This window comes from Salinicoccus sp. HZC-1, assembly GCF_046736035.1.
In the GTDB taxonomy this organism is placed as follows: Bacteria; Bacillota; Bacilli; order Staphylococcales; family Salinicoccaceae; genus Salinicoccus.
In genome coordinates, this window is sequence record NZ_CP177130.1 from 1,110,504 (window position 1) to 1,126,417 (window position 15,914).

Consider the following 15,914-nt stretch of genomic DNA (forward strand, 5'->3'; position numbering starts at 1 on the left):
AATTTATGTATAATGTCACTAAGACTGAGGTGAATCACATTCCTGCTGTTATAATGAATACTGATAAATTTAAAACAATCACCATTCAATTGCAGTTCAGGAGCCAGCTTAAGAGAGAGCGGGTGACAAAGCGTAATCTACTCTCCCGCATGATGGTAAAACGCACACTCCGTCACTCTACTGAAGCAGAATTATTAAACCATCTGGCTCATTATTACGGCGCACATCTAACAACAAATGTGGGCCGCAAGGGGCAGGATCATATCATTACTTTTGGGATGGAGTTTGTTAATAACAAATTTATAAGAGAAGATCTGGATATTCCAAATGAAATGTGCAAAGTGTTAAAAGATGTCTTGAACACACCGTTTAATTATGATGATGATTTCGAAGAGTTTTTCGAACGCGAAAAACGCCTGTATAAAAACAGATTGAAAAGCATGAAAGATAACCGGGCCCAGGCAAGCTTCCAGGCAATGGTGGACACGATGTTTGAAACAGAGGATTATAAATATCTTTCTCACGGGGTCCTGGAAGATGTAGATGCGCTTACACTCGAAGATATTAAAGAGGAACACGAACAGATGATGGCCACTGATGATATTGTGATTTTAACGGCAGGTAACGTAGATGATACGATTACCGATAACCTGTCATTGATTCATTCGAGGGAAGAGAAAAGGCAGATCGATCATAAATCATATCTCTACAGACCGGCAACAGGGGTGAAACGCGAAACCGACACTCAAAAAATCGAACAGGCGAAACTCAATATGGGATTCAGAGCCGAACTCGGTTCTCCGGAATCCCACATGGCGTTCAATGTATTAAATCAAATGTTTGGCGGTACAGCTGCGTCCTATTTATTCCGCAATATTCGTGAGAAGCAAAGTCTGGCATATCAGATCAGCTCGCAGATAGATGTTAGAAACGGATATATGTTTGTGATGGGCGGCGTCGATGCTGAAAATGTTAAAAAAGCGGAAGCGGGCATACTTGAAGAACTCGAACGCTTTAAAAATGGTGATTTTGAAGATTCATTTATAGACGAGATTAAAGGTATGATGCGTGTAAACAGAAAAGAAGTGATGGACAAGCCCAAAGGTTTGATCGCTTTGGAATACAATGAGCTTCTTAGAAAGCCTGATTCCCCATCGTGGGAAGCGCAACTTAATTCAGTGGACAGGGAAATGATCATCGAAATCAGTAACAAGATCCATCTGGATACCGTATACGTACTGACAAGGAGTAATGAAAATGCAGCTGACTGAATATAAGGGAATAGATGAGAAAGTATACAGCCACAAATGCGACAATGGCCTGGAAGTGTTCATCATTCAAAAACCCGGTTACAGTAAAAAATTTGCAACTTACACAACAAAATATGGATCGATGGATGATTTCTTCAGTGTAGATGACCAGGAACTCCGTGTTCCTGACGGTATTGCACACTTCCTGGAACATAAGATGTTCGAGAAGGAAGACGGGGATGTTTTCAACCTGTTTTCAAAATATGGTGCAAATGCCAATGCCTTTACCTCATATGACCGTACATCTTATTTATTCAGTACAACAGAAGATTTCAATAAAAATCTTCAATTGCTGATGGATATGGTTGAACAGCCTTATTTTACTGATGAGACAGTGGAGCGGGAAGTCGGCATCATCAATGAAGAAATTAAAATGTATCAGGACAATCCCGGATACAAGCTCTATTTTGAAACACTCAATCAAATGTACCATCAGCTTCCTGTGAAAACGGATATCGCAGGAACTCTGGAGTCCATCAGTAAAATTACCAAAGAGCATTTGTTTGCATGCCATTCAACTTTTTATCATCCATCAAACATGGTGATGATTATTGTCGGAGATTTTGAAGTTGAATCTTTAATCTCCTATATAGATGACCATCAAAAAAATCGTGGAATCACTCATATTCCTTCTATTGAACGCAAATTACCGGAAGAGCCTGAAGAGATTGCCCTGAAACATAAAGTGCTGGAAATGGATGTCCAGGAAACGAAAGTGATGATCGGCTTTAAAAATTTACAGACGCAGGAAGTTGCTTCAGAACGTCTGATTAGAGACCTTTCAATGATGTTCGCACTGGATATGGTGTTTGGTGAACAGTCTTCATATTATTATGAGCTGATGGATGCTGGTTTTATTGATGATTCATTCAATTTCAGCCATATTGAAGAAAAAGCATTTTCACATACGCTTTTAACCTCTGCTTCTGATGAACCGGAAAAATTAACGCGGCGTCTGACTGAAATCATCGAAGAAGTTAAAGCGGATGAATTCTTCACAGAAGAAAAAATTGAAAACCAAAAACGTGAAGTACTAGGAGATTATTTATCAAGTTTAAACTCTCCTGAATATATCGCAAATCAATTTACTAAATATCACCTGGATGGCTATGACTTGTATAAGCTGCCGGAAATAATAGAAAGCATTACAGCCGCCGATGCCAAAAAGCACTTTATCGATGTCATGGATTCCAATTACATGGTAGAGTGTATATTGAAACCGCATGGCTAGATATATTATTACCGGCAGCACGGGAGATATAGGCAGCGCAGTGCATAAAATGCTTGAAGGTCATGAGATCATCACATTTTCCAGGTCACGTCCGCCTAAATATGCAAGCACCCATCATTTTCTTGATTTATCACAGCCTTTTACAGAAGATGCACTGGAAGGTGCACTTAAGGGTACAGACCATCTGGACGGACTTATCTGGTGTCCTGGAGAAAGTTTATATAGTCTGATACAGGACACTGCACTTGAAAAGGTGGACGCGCAGTATAATTTGTCTGTACGATCCTTAGTCGCGTTTGTAAGAGTGCTGCTCCCCATGCTCCGGAGGAGTAAGGCAGGACGCATCATCGTCATAACATCCGTATGGGGAAGAAATGGTGCAAGTTTTGAAAGTATATACGCATCGATGAAAGGCGCGCAGGAGGCACTTGTAAAATCTTTGGCGAAAGAATTTTCAGCTACAGGCATTACAGTGAATGGTATCGCACCCGGGGTTGTTGAAGGTGCAATGACTGACCTTTTGTCAGATTCAGACAGAGCATTTTTAATGGAAGAACTGCCGCAGTCAAGGTTTGTTGAGACAGAGGAAGTTGCTCATGCGGTCAGTTATTTGCTCGATTCGAAATCAGGGTCAGTAAACGGTGAGATTATGAATATCAATGGGGGATGGTATACATGACTACGAATACAAAAGATGAAAAAGGTATGTACCCGGAAAGAAACATTGAGCAATACATGGAGTATGAAATCATAAATAACCGTCCCGGGCTTTTGGGGGATATCTCCTCTTTGCTGGGTAACCTGGGAATCAGCATTAATACAATTAATGGTGTCGAGAACAGAAGGCGCGGACTTTTAGTCCGTACGGATGAACTCAATAAGCTCAGGCGCTTTCAACTGATGAGCAGCTATATCGATGAAATTAATATTTTGAAAATAAGAAATCCCCAGGTGCGGGACAGACTGGCTGTCAGGCATGGCCGTTTCATTAAACGGGCTGAAGATGATAAAAAGGTATTTCGGTTTACACGTGAAGAAATCGGTATACTCGTTGATTTCCTTGCAGAAATCTTCCAGGAACCCGGCCATCGTCTGATTGGTATCAGAGGAATGCCCCGCGTGGGAAAAACCGAGTCGATTGTCGCAGGCAGTGTGACAGCGAAAAAGAAATGGTTGTTTTTATCTTCTACTTTGATAAAACAAACAGAAAGAACAAGTTTATTAAAAGGGGAATACAATGATAAAAACGTCTTTATCATCGATGGTGCTGTAACGACTAACTCAGCAAAAGAAGAACATAAACAATTAATAAGAGAAATTATGAGTTATCCTGCCATAAAAGTGGTGGAGCATCCTGATTTATTTATCGAAGGCATGAAATACACACTCGAAGATTTTGATTACATCATTGAACTTCGTGAAGATGAGAACCAGGAAATCACTTATGAGAAACACAAAAAGAAACACTGGTTCCAGAATGAGGACATGGATTTCTTTGGTGGAATGTAGGAGGTACCATGAAACTCGGAGCATACTTAAAGGATAAACGTGAAAAGTCCGGTATAACGCTTAAGGAGATGCAGGAGAAATCCGGTATCAGAAAAGATATTATTAAAAGAATAGAAGCAGGTGATTTCAATCAGCTGCCCGATCCGAGGCATACACGTTTTTTAATTGAGCAGTATATTGCCACTCTCGGACTCGATGGTGATACTCTGATTGAAAAACATGCAGATGAGTTTCCAGACTCGTCTGTGGAAAGCAAAAAACGTCACCAGAATGATAATGAAGATTTTCAATACTTAAAAAAAGTGCTCATCAGCTTTACCGTCATGATTGTTGTTTTATTTTTAGGATGGATGATTCTTTTGCAAATCGGTTCCCAAGCGGAAATATTCAATCAGAAACCTGTTTATGATGTTGGAGAGACTGAGATCTCAGAAGAGGAGACATCTGAAGAAGAAACTACGGAGGACGCTGCACAGGAAGAAGATCAGACTGAGGAAGAACCGACTGAAGAAGAGCCGGAAGGTGCAGAATATTCCTTTACAGGTTCTGACGGCAATACACTGTTCTACGACATTAATACAAACGGACCTCTGACAATTTCCTTAAAGGGTGAAGGGACTTCATGGGTAACGCTGTCTGATGATGCGGGGAACACTTATGCCTATGAAGAGCTGACAGAAGGGGAATTTGAAATTGATGAAGAAGCAAAAATCCTTTACCTCACACTCGGAAATTCAACAGACTTCACTGTCATGGTTGATGGCGAAGCGATTGGTGACAGTCAGAGAGGCGATGCAGTGACGGTCTATTATCAATTTAACTTAGTAAAGGAGTAGGCTTATGAATATCCCCAATCAATTAACACTATTCCGTGTATTGCTTATCCCGGTATTTCTGGTGTTTGCACTCGTTGATTTCGGATGGGGCAGCCTGTCTGTTTTAGGCGGAGAAGAAATCCGGATCGAACAGTTTATTGCAGCCATCATCTTCGTTGTTGCAACCTTGACGGATTTCCTGGATGGATATCTTGCAAGAAAATGGGACCTGGTGACAAATATGGGGAAATTTTTAGACCCACTGGCAGATAAGGTCCTGGTCACGACAGGTCTGATTGTCTTAGTCGAGTGGCATATGATTTCATCATGGATTGCTGTTCTCATTATTGCAAGGGAATTTGCAGTGACAGGGCTGCGTTTACTTCAAATCGAACAAGGGTATGTGAGTGCTGCAGGACAATTAGGGAAGATAAAAACGACGTTCCAGATGATTGCGCTTGTACTGCTGCTGTTCGGTGACATGTTCACGGTCTATCTGCCATTTTCTTTAGGACTCCTGGCGATGTACATTGCAGTATTCTTTACTGTACTTTCAGGAATTGAATACTTTTATAAAGGCAGAGCCGTTTTTCTTGCTGATAAAGAAAAATAGTTTCTGAAGTATAAAGAAAGCAGTAATTCAATATTAACTTTATAATTAAATCAGAAACAGAAAAAATGCGAACAGGAACCACAAAGCAGTGCCGAAAAGCGAATATATGTTCGCTTTTTATTTTTGTGCATGGTATAATAAAAAACGAAAAGAACTAATGGAGGGTTATTATGGACGAGAGACATAAAGCGATTGATACAGTGATAAAGAACATGGAAAAGTCGTTTGGTAAAGGGGCGGTCATGAAGCTTGGAGATGATGTGGGCCGAAGAGTATCGACAGTATCCAGCGGATCCATTACCCTGGACAGGGCACTGGGTGTCGGAGGATATCCTAAAGGCAGAATCATTGAGGTCTACGGTCCGGAATCTTCTGGTAAAACGACAGTTGCCCTTCATGCGATTGCTGCGGCACAAAAAAATGGCGGTATTGCCGCTTTCATAGATGCAGAACATGCGCTTGATCCCGAGTATGCAAAAAACTTGGGTGTTGATATAGATAATCTTTATTTGTCCCAGCCTGATACAGGGGAACAGGGACTGGAAATTACTGAAGCATTTGTCAGAAGTGGAGCCGTTGATATTGTTGTTGTCGACTCCGTTGCTGCACTGACACCAAGAGCTGAAATCGAAGGTGAGATGGGTGATGCACACGTAGGTCTGCAGGCGCGTCTCATGTCCCAGGCATTGAGAAAACTGTCCGGCGCAATTTCCAGAAGTAATACGACGGCAATGTTCATCAACCAGATCCGTGAAAAAGTTGGTGTGATGTTCGGTAACCCGGAAGTAACGCCTGGCGGACGTGCGCTTAAGTTCTACAGTTCCGTCCGTCTGGAAGTACGCCGTGCCGAACAGCTTAAACTGGGTCAGGAAATTGTGGGTAACCGTACGAAGATCAAAGTCGTCAAGAATAAGGTTGCGCCTCCGTTCCGTGTGGCTGAAGTGGACATGATGTATGGTCTGGGGATTTCCAAAACAGGAGAACTCGTCGACCTTGGTGCAGAATATGAAATCGTTCAGAAAAGCGGTGCATGGTACTCTTATGAAGGAGAACGACTGGGTCAGGGTAAAGAAAATGTAAAAGAACATTTGAAAAACAATCCTGAGCTGCTTGCTGAAATCGAAGAGAAGCTTAGAAAAGCCCTTGGTTTCGGTGAGAAAACTGAAGAAGATGTTGAAGAAACAGAAGAAACTGATACGGCTTCAGACTCACTTTTGGAGGATGACAAAAAATAGGCGGTTGCTACCGTTGAAAGATTATCAAGCACCAGAATGGAAATAGCCCGTTCTGGTGCTTGATTTTATGTACAAATATCTTTAGAATTGGTTATATATAATATTACGTTCGATTTATATTATATACAACAATAGCTAGAGCCTGTTAGGGAGGTGTTTATTGTGGACATGATAGACATTTTCTTAATCTTGCTTGGCATTATTCTAGGTGTTGTTATCGGATATTTTATCGTCAGAGACACTTTGACTAAACGGCAGCAGGAGGCGCGTACTTCCGCAGAACACATTATTAGTGAAGCTGAGAAAGAAGCGACGAGCCTTAAGAAAGAGAAGCTGCTCGAGGCAAAAGAGGAAAACCAAAATCTCAAAGATGCCTTTGAAAGAGATTCCAGTGAAAAGCGGGAAGATCTCAAAGCGCAGGAATCCAGACTTCTCCAGCGAGAACAGACGCTTGATCGTAAAAGTGAAGTTCTGGATAAAAAGGATGAAGCTCTTGAGAGCAAAGAAGCCAAAATTGAAGAAAAACAGCAAATGGTTGATGCCGAGGATCAAAAGATTAAAGAAATAATCAGTCGGCAAGAAGAAGAATTATCCCGCATCTCCGGACTCACGCGTGATGAAGCACGTAATGAAATCTTCACTGAAGTGGAGAGAGAACTGTCACATGATATGGCCGTAATGGTGAAGGAAAAAGAAGATCAAATGAAACTTGAAGTGGATAAGAAAGCTAAAGAATTACTCGCAGTAGCAGCTCAGCGCTATGCGGCCGAGTATACCAGCGAATCCACAGTATCTGTTGTAAATCTTCCAAATGATGAGATGAAAGGTCGAATCATTGGCAGGGAAGGTCGTAACATACGTACGCTTGAAACATTGACGGGTGTTGACTTGATTATTGATGATACACCGGAAGCAGTTATTCTTTCAGGTTTCGATCCAATTCGCCGCGCCATTGCTAAAAATGCTTTGGAAGCATTGGTGCAGGATGGAAGAATTCATCCTGGACGTATTGAAGAAATGGTGGATAAAGCGAAACGCAATATGGAAACCGATATTAGAGATGCCGGTGAAGCTGCGGCATTTGAACTCGATATCCACAATCTGCATCCTGAGCTTGTAAAGCACCTTGGTAAGATGAAATATCGTTTGAGCTACGGCCAAAACGTATTGAAACACTCTGTCGAGGTCGGTTATTTAGCCGGCATGCTTGCAAGTGAACTTGGAGAGGATGTACAACTGGCGAGACGTGCAGGATTACTGCATGACATTGGTAAAGCGATTGACCATGAAGTTGAAGGAAGCCACGTTGAAATTGGTGTTGAGCTTGCGAAGCGTTATAAAGAGCATGACACAGTCATCAATGCGATTCATTCACACCATGGTGATGTAGAACCGACAAGTATAATCTCGATTATTGTAGCAGCTGCTGACGCATTGAGTGCGGCAAGGCCAGGCGCGAGACGGGAAACGCTTGAAAATTATGTTAAACGTCTTGAAAGACTTGAATCTATCGCTGAAAACTATGACGGTGTAGAGAAAACATTTGCGATTCAGGCAGGACGCGAGATTCGTGTCATGATTAAACCTGATGAACTGGATGACCTCAGTGCGCATAGATTGGCAAGAGATATTAAGAATCAGATTGAAAGTGAACTGCAGTATCCTGGACACATCAAAGTGACAGTGGTCCGAGAGATGAGGGCAGTAGAATATGCCAAATAAGAAAAACCAGCAGGCTTTCCTGCTGGTTTTCTTATTTTAAATATTAAATATGAATTTCTATGTCTCTAATGTTTTTGAATGCTTCGCTTGTCTCCTGGGTGTTATTTGAGAAGCGTTCGTATTTTTCAGCAAGTTTGTACGCGCTGAGATAAAGCTCAAGGCTGTCTTTTGCTTTGTCTTCGATAGATTCACTGTTAGAGGGGTTAGCCATTACTGTTAATTTAGCAAATTCTCTGGGATCGATGGATAAGGTCAAGTTATTCACTCCTAAATATTTTATAGGTAATAAATACCCCAAAGCGTGTATAATGAAACATGAAATTATAAAAAAAGGATGAAATTTAATGCGTATACTATTTATCGGGGATATTGTCGGTAAAGTCGGCAGAAGGATGTTGAGTGAACATCTGATGAAGCTGAAAAAAGAGCACGGTGCTCAAATCACGATTGTGAACGGAGAAAATGCTGCCCATGGCAAAGGAATCACCGAGGGTATCTATAAAGAAATACTGTCCTATGGGGCAGATTTTATTACACTCGGAAATCACACATTCGCCAAGAGGGAGATCTATGACGTTCTTGATCAGGACGTGAAGATGATCCGCCCTGCAAACTACCCGGATGGTGCGCCTGGTAAAGGCCATGGTGTAGTTAATGTCAACGGTGAACGCCTGCTGATTATGAACCTGCAGGGGAGAAGCTTCATGCCTGCAATCGATTGTCCGTTCAAAAAAGTGGACTCAATATTGGAAGAAACAGGTGCGGATACGATTTTTGTTGATTTCCACAGTGAAACGACGAGTGAAAGTTTAGCGATGGGCCACTATCTGGATGGCAGAGTGGATGCTGTTGTCGGTACTCATACCCATGTCCAGACGAATGATGAGCAAGTGCTTCCGAACAAAACGAAATATATAACAGACGTAGGAATGACAGGATTTAAAGACGGGATTCTTGGTATTCGCAAAGAAGAGGTCATCGATCGTTTTATACATCAATTGCCGGTAAGACATAATGTGCCCGAGGAGGGTGCAGGGATATTATCTGGTGTAATTATAGATACAAAATCAAATAAAATAGAGAAGATAAGAATTGAAGAAAAGAAGGCTAGGCCATAGGACTGATTTTTTGTGAATCTATGCACCGATTATCGAAAAACTGCCTCGATTCTGATATATTAGCATAAGGACAAGGAGGCAATATGTATGAAAGAACAATTGTCATGGAAAGTCGGTGGCCAGCAAGGCGAGGGAATCGAGTCGACAGGTGAGATCTTCTCAACGACTCTCAATAGAATGGGGTACCATCTCTACAGCTACAGGCATTTCTCAAGCCGTATTAAAGGCGGCCACACAAACAATAACGTAAGAATATCTGCACACGAAGTAAGAGCAGTGAGTGATAATATTAATATTCTGGTTGCATTTGACCAGCAAACAATAGATATAAATGCACAGGAATTGATTCAAGGCGGTATTGTTATCGCAGACAGCAAATTCAATCCTGTAAAAGAAGAGGATCTGGATATTCAACTGATATCCATACCATTTACAGAGACTGCCAAAGAATTAGGCAGCCAATTGATGAAAAACATGGTGGCGATTGGTGCGAGTGCCCGTCTGATGAATCTTGAACTGCAACCATTCAGAGATATGATTCATACGATGTTCATCCGTAAGGGAGAACAAATCGTAGAAAGCAATCATGAAGCGTTGAAACAGGGTTACCAGCTGATGGATGCTGAAATGGAGAATATTTCAGGAGACTTCGAAATGGTGCCTTCAGATCAGGAAGAGCGCTTGTTCCTGATTGGAAATGATGCAATCAGCTTTGGTGCGCTGAATGCAGGAGTGCGCTTTATGGCGGCATACCCGATCACGCCGGCCAGTGAAATAATGGAATACATGATTGAAAATCTGCCTAAGCTCGGCGGAACTGTAATCCAGACGGAAGACGAAATCGCAGCGGCGACAATGGCGATTGGTTCCAACTATGCAGGCGCGCGCAGCTTTACGTCTTCAGCAGGTCCCGGTCTTTCATTGATGATGGAATCCATTGGCCTGTCCGGAATGACTGAAACACCGCTTGTCATCGTTGATACGATGCGCGGCGGCCCTTCAACAGGCCTGCCGACCAAGCAGGAGCAGTCAGACCTTATGCAGATGATCTATGGTACACATGGTGACATTCCAAAAGTAGTACTGGCACCTTCGGATGTTGAAGATGCATTCTATACGACGATCGAAGCCTTTAACATCGCTGAATATTACCAGGTTCCCGTAATTGTACTGTCCGATCTGCAGATGTCACTTGGTAAACAATCATCCAGACCATTCGATCTGTCCCGTGTTGAAATCAACAGAGGGAAAACGATAACCGAAGATATGGACCGAGAAGGGTCAGAGTACTTTGAGCGCTACGGTGATGAGGAAGACGGCATTTCAAATCGTCCGATTCCCGGCGTAAAAGGCGGCATCCACCACGTAACAGGTGTTGAACACAGCCCGGAAGGCACGCCGAATGAGAGTGCGGAAAACCGTCAGGTTCAGATGGATAAAAGGATGAGAAAGCTCAAGGACTTTACAATGGAAGAGCCATTTAAAGTGCGTGGCAACGTAGAAAGTGAACTATTGGTCATCAGTTTCCTGAGTGTGAACGGCGTAGTACAGGAAGCTGCAGGGCGTCTCGATTCTGATATTACGACAATCAACATAAAACAGCTCCATCCATTCCCGATTGAAGCGCTCCGTCCGTATCTGGATGGCGCAGCTGAAATACTGGTGATTGAACAAAACTACAGTGCACAGCTGAACAGTGTACTGAAAATGAACTACCACGGACACGATCGTATCAAATCATATGTAAAATATGACGGTACGCCTTTTAAGCCAAATGAAATTGAAACTCATATGAGCTCAATTCTAAAAATTAAGGAAGTGTTGTAATGGCTACATTTAAAGATTTCAGAAATAATATAAAACCGAACTGGTGCCCGGGCTGTGGCGATTTCAGTGTTCAGGCAGCCATTCAAAAAGCATGTGCGGCCAATGGACTGGAGCCGGATGAGCTTGCGTTGATCACAGGCATCGGCTGCAGCGGCCGTTTAAGTGGGTACATTAAATCCTATGGTTTCCATGCAACACACGGACGCAGCCTGCCTGTAGCACAAGGCGTTAAAATGGCAAATGATGAACTCACAGTGATTGCTTCAGGCGGAGACGGTGACGGATTTGCGATCGGTATGGGTCATACCGTGCATGGACTGAAGAGAAATATCGATATTACTTATATTGTAATGGACAACCAGATTTACGGGCTGACTAAAGGCCAGACTTCTCCTTCATCGGGAAAAGGATTCGTGACCAAGTCGACGCCGAACGGTTCCATTGAAAATTCAATACAGCCGATCAGAACAGCTATGGCAAGCGGCGCTACATTCGTTGCGCAAAGCGTCAGTTCTGATATTAAACAGCTCACTGCAATCATCCAGGAGGCAATGAACCATAAGGGATTCAGTTTTGTTAATGTGTTCAGTCCATGTGTGACATACAACAAAGTAAACACATACGACTGGTTCAAGGAAAACTTAACAGCAGTGGAAGATATCGAAGGATATGACCATACAGATTCCAAATCTGCGATGAATCATATTATGGAGCATGACGGTCTTCTGAAAGGCATCATTTACCAGGATAAAGAATCAAAATCCTATCAGGAACAAATAGAAGGTTATCAGGACGAGCCGGTAGTCAAAAAAGATATGACACTCGAGCGCGAAACATTTGATGATCTGATGACTGCATTCAGATAAATTTTTACACCCCGGGCAAGAAAAAGTGCCCGGGGTGTATTTTTTATATTTTGCTATCCAAAATGTTAGAATTATGTCATAATTAAGATAATACTTCGGTAACCGAAAGAAATGGGTGGAACGATTGCTTACAGTATATAAGTATGCCTTAAAGTATAAATGGTTTATAGTCGTTGCGCTGTTCTTCATGTTTATAGAATTGATTGTCGAACTGATGCAGCCTTATTTAATATCAAAAGTAATTGATGATGGTATTGTTGCGCAGAATATTGATGCCGTATGGTTTTATTTGATGGTGATGTTCCTGATCAGTATGGCTGCTTTTTTCAGCGGAGTGAGCAACTCCTTTTTTGCCAGCCATATCGCAAACAGCTTCAGTTATGATCTCAGGACAGCCTTATTTAGAAGAGTGCAGTATTTTACACTGACGACTCTATCCAAATTTCCGACATCAAGTCTGATTACACGAATGACACAGGACGTCCTGCAGACTGAAATGCTTCTGTATATGTCGCTGAGAATTGTACTGCGTGCTCCTTTGCTCGTAATCGGTTCTTTGATCATGTCATTTGTAGTCAATCCAACGCTCGGGTTCTACCTCTCATTTTTAACGCCTGTACTGCTTGTCTTCTTATATATCATTTCAACTAAGGGCGTCAAAGTGTTCCTGCGTGTTCAAAAACGCCTGGATAAGATCAACCGCTTCATACAACAGAATCTGGAAGGTGTCAGGCTGATCAAAGCCAATGACCGGGGACTTTTTGAAATCAATAAATTCCAGAAAGTTGCGGGCAGACTTAAAGATGACACGATATATGCTCTGAGGCTGATGGAATCCATCATGCCTGTACTGCTTCTCATCATCAACGGCAGTCTGCTTGTTGTGATCTGGATGGCATCCGATCTGCTGCAGACAAACGAGGTCCAGGTGGGGGAAATAGTCGCTGTAATAAACTACGCACTCAGAATGCAGGGTGGTTTCTCGATGTTTGCATTCATCATCATGGCATTCAGCCGTTCCAAAGCTTCCAGTGAGCGTATGGAAGAGGTGTTGAAATCACCGATCAGTATCAATAAGAAAGATGATATTTTAAAAGAGGACAAAGCCGGCAAAGTGAAATTCGAAAATGTATCATTCAGATATCCGGGAGCGTCCAGGTATGTTCTGAAGGATATAAATTTCGGTGTCAAAGAGAATGAAAAATTTGTCATCATGGGAGGCACCGGATCGGGCAAAAGTACAATGCTCAGCCTGATTCCTAAAATGTATGATGTAAAGGAAGGAAACATATACGTCAACGATATAAACTTAACAGAGTGGAATGAGGATGACCTGAGGCAGACGATCGGTTATGTGCCGCAGTCTGCAGTGCTGTTCTCGGGCAGCATATATGAAAACCTGCTGTGGGGAGACCTTGAAGCTGAAGAACCCGAGGTATTCACTTCCACGCAGAAGGCACAGATCCACAATTCGATAGAAGCCTTCGATAATAGCTATGAAACCAGGGTGGGCCAGCGGGGTGTCACTTTATCCGGCGGTCAGAAGCAGAGGTTATCCATCGCACGCGCCCTTGTCAGAAAGCCTTCAATACTTATACTCGATGACAGTACCTCGGCGCTTGATATACGGACTGAATCTGCGCTTTGGGAAGCACTGAAAGATGAAAATGCGACACGCATCATCGTGACACAAAAAGTAATCACTGCTAAAACTGCCGACCGTGTCCTTCTCTTGGATGGCGGAAAAATCAGCGCACTCGGAACACATGAAGAGCTGATGGATGAATCTGAACTTTATCGTTCGATTGTAGAGTCCCAGACGGAAGGAGGGCACCTGGATGATTGATTTTATCAGACGGCCTTTCGGCCATGAACCAATACTGAAAAAAGAAGACATTGGACGGAAAAAACGCAAGGAAGATCAACGTGCAAATGACGTCCGGGGTACACTCGGACGGTTATGGAAGTTTATTTCTGAAGAAAGAAAACTGTTGTATGGGATTATACTGCTGGTCACATTGACAAGTCTGCTCAGTATTACCGCACCGTTTCTGGTCGGATATATCGTGGATAACTATTTCGTCCAACGGCAGTTTGACGGGCTGTTCAGAATTTTGATGATTCTGCTGGCCACGTATGTCCTTTTGTCGGTGACCCAGTATATTGCCGCCTTCCTGATGGTCGGCCTGTCGCAGCGTACGGTATATAAACTCAGGGACAGACTGTTTTCCCATATGCAGAATCTGCCCATCCGATTTTTCGATAAGCGTCAGCATGGCGAGCTGATGAGCCGGATGACAAACGATATCGAGACGATATCCCAGACACTCAATACTTCCTTCATACAATTTACGACGAGTGTAGTCACCCTGGTCGGAACGATCAGTGTCATGCTTTATCTGAGTCCGCTGCTTACGCTTTTAACGGTGACGATCATTCCGGTGTTGATACTGGCAGTCGGATTTATCACGCGGCGGACCGGCCCCCTTTATAAAAGACGCCAGCGCGCCACAGGGGAACTGAATGGATATATAGAAGAGATGGTCTCCGGCCAGGAAATTGTCAAAGTGTTCTCTCAGGAGGAAACGGCGATTAAAAATTTCAATAAACGTGCCGGGAATCTGAGGGATATTACATTTTGGGCATTCTTATATGCAGGGCTGATTCCCAAAGTGATGAATATGCTGAATAACATCAGTTTTACGATTGTTGCCGGTGCCGGAGGGCTTCTGGTCTTTTATACAGATGGTGTCGTTACGATCGGTACAATCGTTGTATTCGCAGAATATGCAAGACAGTTCACCCGGCCGCTTGCCGATCTCTCCAACCAGTTTAACCAGGTGCTGTCAGCACTTGCCGGTGCTGAACGTGTATTCGGCATTATGGATACTGAGCCGGAAGACGACGAGGGCAGGATTGAAGATAAGCGGATAAAAGGTGAAATCGAGTTTGAGGATGTGACATTTTCCTATGATAAGGATCAGAAGTCGCCGACGATAAAAAATCTCAGTTTTAAAATTGATGAAGGGGAATCCGTTGCGCTCATCGGGGCGACGGGGGCAGGTAAAACAACGGTGATGCAGCTGCTTGCCAGGTTCTATGAAACGGACAGAGGCAAAGTGATCATCGACGGGGAAAATATTTTGGATTATAAGCGATCCAATATCCGCTCCCAGACAGCATTTGTACTGCAGGATCCTTATTTATTCGAATCGACAATCAGAGAAAATATACGCTACGGCAAACTCGACGCAACAGATGAAGAAGTGATCCGGGCGGCAAAGCTCGCCAATGCACATGGTTTCATCATAGATCTCGAAAACGGTTATGACACAATGCTGGAAATGGATGAAGGTTTTGTCTCACAGGGGCAGAAGCAGCTGATATCCATTGCCCGGGCACTGGTTACCGATCCGGGCATCCTGCTGCTTGATGAAGCAACGAGCAGCATCGATACAGTGACGGAGCTCAAGATACAGGAAGCCCTTGAGAGGCTGATGGCAGACCGTACCAGCATCATCATCGCCCATCGACTGAATACGATTAAAGCTGTGGACAGGATCTTCGTCATGGATCAGGGTGAACTAGTTGAAAGCGGAAATGAAGATGAACTCATGGCACTTCGCGGCCGGTATTACCAGATGATTTCTGATAACAGCTAGAGTCCT

Annotated in this window: 14 protein-coding genes; 13 read left to right on the forward strand and 1 reads right to left on the reverse strand. The window is 43.1% G+C overall.

Going from position 1 to position 15,914, the window contains the following annotated elements; translation table 11 throughout:
* The first annotated feature begins 5 nt into the window (after positions 1-5).
* The 8 genes from yfmF (at position 6) to rny (ending at position 8,435) form a co-directional block, all read left to right on the forward strand.
* Complete coding sequence (gene yfmF, locus ACKRAT_RS05510; protein WP_411844098.1) at positions 6-1,271, forward strand: EF-P 5-aminopentanol modification-associated protein YfmF; 1,266 nt, start codon at positions 6-8, stop codon at positions 1,269-1,271.
* Positions 1,258-2,541, forward strand: coding sequence for an EF-P 5-aminopentanol modification-associated protein YfmH (gene yfmH, locus ACKRAT_RS05515; protein ID WP_411844099.1), 1,284 nt, complete (start codon positions 1,258-1,260; stop codon positions 2,539-2,541). The genes yfmF and yfmH overlap by 14 nt, the downstream gene beginning before the upstream one ends.
* Positions 2,534-3,220, forward strand: coding sequence for an SDR family NAD(P)-dependent oxidoreductase (locus ACKRAT_RS05520; protein WP_411844100.1), 687 nt, complete (start codon positions 2,534-2,536; stop codon positions 3,218-3,220). The genes yfmH and ACKRAT_RS05520 overlap by 8 nt, the downstream gene beginning before the upstream one ends.
* Before the next feature lie 26 nt (positions 3,221-3,246).
* Entirely contained in the window at positions 3,247-4,050 is an 804-nt protein-coding gene (locus ACKRAT_RS05525; protein ID WP_411844419.1) for a DUF3388 domain-containing protein, read from the forward strand.
* An 8-nt stretch (positions 4,051-4,058) separates the two neighbouring features.
* Entirely contained in the window at positions 4,059-4,886 is an 828-nt protein-coding gene (locus ACKRAT_RS05530; protein WP_411844101.1) for a helix-turn-helix domain-containing protein, read from the forward strand.
* Positions 4,887-4,890: 4 nt separating this feature from the next.
* Positions 4,891-5,478, forward strand: coding sequence for a CDP-diacylglycerol--glycerol-3-phosphate 3-phosphatidyltransferase (gene pgsA, locus ACKRAT_RS05535; protein ID WP_411844102.1), 588 nt, complete (start codon positions 4,891-4,893; stop codon positions 5,476-5,478).
* A 170-nt stretch (positions 5,479-5,648) separates the two neighbouring features.
* Positions 5,649-6,713, forward strand: coding sequence for a recombinase RecA (recA, locus tag ACKRAT_RS05540; RefSeq protein ID WP_411844103.1), 1,065 nt, complete (start codon positions 5,649-5,651; stop codon positions 6,711-6,713).
* Between the two features lie 162 nt (positions 6,714-6,875).
* Positions 6,876-8,435 (forward strand): ribonuclease Y, encoded by a 1,560-nt coding sequence (gene rny, locus ACKRAT_RS05545; RefSeq protein WP_411844104.1) that lies wholly within the window; start codon positions 6,876-6,878, stop codon positions 8,433-8,435.
* A gap of 43 nt (positions 8,436-8,478) precedes the next feature.
* Here rny and ACKRAT_RS05550 read toward each other — a convergent pair whose 3' ends face one another.
* Entirely contained in the window at positions 8,479-8,700 is a 222-nt protein-coding gene (locus tag ACKRAT_RS05550) for a hypothetical protein (RefSeq protein ID WP_411844105.1), read from the reverse strand.
* Between the two features lie 79 nt (positions 8,701-8,779).
* On the opposite strand from ACKRAT_RS05550, the gene ACKRAT_RS05555 reads away from it, so the two are divergent.
* The 5 genes from ACKRAT_RS05555 to ACKRAT_RS05575 all read left to right on the forward strand — a co-directional run bounded on the left by ACKRAT_RS05555 (position 8,780) and on the right by ACKRAT_RS05575 (position 15,908).
* Complete coding sequence (locus tag ACKRAT_RS05555; RefSeq protein WP_411844106.1) at positions 8,780-9,553, forward strand: TIGR00282 family metallophosphoesterase; 774 nt, start codon at positions 8,780-8,782, stop codon at positions 9,551-9,553.
* Between the two features lie 87 nt (positions 9,554-9,640).
* On the forward strand, positions 9,641-11,380 hold the full coding sequence (locus ACKRAT_RS05560) for a 2-oxoacid:acceptor oxidoreductase subunit alpha (protein ID WP_411844107.1): 1,740 nt from the start codon (positions 9,641-9,643) through the stop codon (positions 11,378-11,380).
* Positions 11,380-12,246, forward strand: a complete 867-nt coding sequence (locus ACKRAT_RS05565; protein WP_411844108.1) for a 2-oxoacid:ferredoxin oxidoreductase subunit beta — start codon at positions 11,380-11,382, stop codon at positions 12,244-12,246. Before ACKRAT_RS05560 ends, ACKRAT_RS05565 begins: the two co-directional genes overlap by 1 nt.
* Before the next feature lie 124 nt (positions 12,247-12,370).
* A complete protein-coding gene (locus ACKRAT_RS05570; protein WP_411844109.1) occupies positions 12,371-14,092 on the forward strand; it encodes an ABC transporter ATP-binding protein in 1,722 nt (573 codons plus the stop codon).
* Entirely contained in the window at positions 14,085-15,908 is a 1,824-nt protein-coding gene (locus ACKRAT_RS05575) for an ABC transporter ATP-binding protein (RefSeq protein ID WP_411844110.1), read from the forward strand. The genes ACKRAT_RS05570 and ACKRAT_RS05575 overlap by 8 nt, the downstream gene beginning before the upstream one ends.
* Positions 15,909-15,914: the final 6 nt, after the last annotated feature.

Bases quoted from the DNA above. Each gene is read 5' to 3' on its own strand.
- yfmF (WP_411844098.1), top strand. From the start codon at position 6: ATGTATAATGTCACTAAGACTGAGGTGAATCACATTCCTGCTGTTATA.
- yfmH (WP_411844099.1), top strand. From the start codon at position 1,258: ATGCAGCTGACTGAATATAAGGGAATAGATGAGAAAGTATACAGCCAC.
- ACKRAT_RS05520 (WP_411844100.1), top strand. From the start codon at position 2,534: ATGGCTAGATATATTATTACCGGCAGCACGGGAGATATAGGCAGCGCA.
- ACKRAT_RS05525 (WP_411844419.1), top strand. From the start codon at position 3,247: ATGTACCCGGAAAGAAACATTGAGCAATACATGGAGTATGAAATCATA.
- ACKRAT_RS05530 (WP_411844101.1), top strand. From the start codon at position 4,059: ATGAAACTCGGAGCATACTTAAAGGATAAACGTGAAAAGTCCGGTATA.
- pgsA (WP_411844102.1), top strand. From the start codon at position 4,891: ATGAATATCCCCAATCAATTAACACTATTCCGTGTATTGCTTATCCCG.
- recA (WP_411844103.1), top strand. From the start codon at position 5,649: ATGGACGAGAGACATAAAGCGATTGATACAGTGATAAAGAACATGGAA.
- ACKRAT_RS05555 (WP_411844106.1), top strand. From the start codon at position 8,780: ATGCGTATACTATTTATCGGGGATATTGTCGGTAAAGTCGGCAGAAGG.
- ACKRAT_RS05560 (WP_411844107.1), top strand. From the start codon at position 9,641: ATGAAAGAACAATTGTCATGGAAAGTCGGTGGCCAGCAAGGCGAGGGA.
- ACKRAT_RS05565 (WP_411844108.1), top strand. From the start codon at position 11,380: ATGGCTACATTTAAAGATTTCAGAAATAATATAAAACCGAACTGGTGC.
- ACKRAT_RS05575 (WP_411844110.1), top strand. From the start codon at position 14,085: ATGATTGATTTTATCAGACGGCCTTTCGGCCATGAACCAATACTGAAA.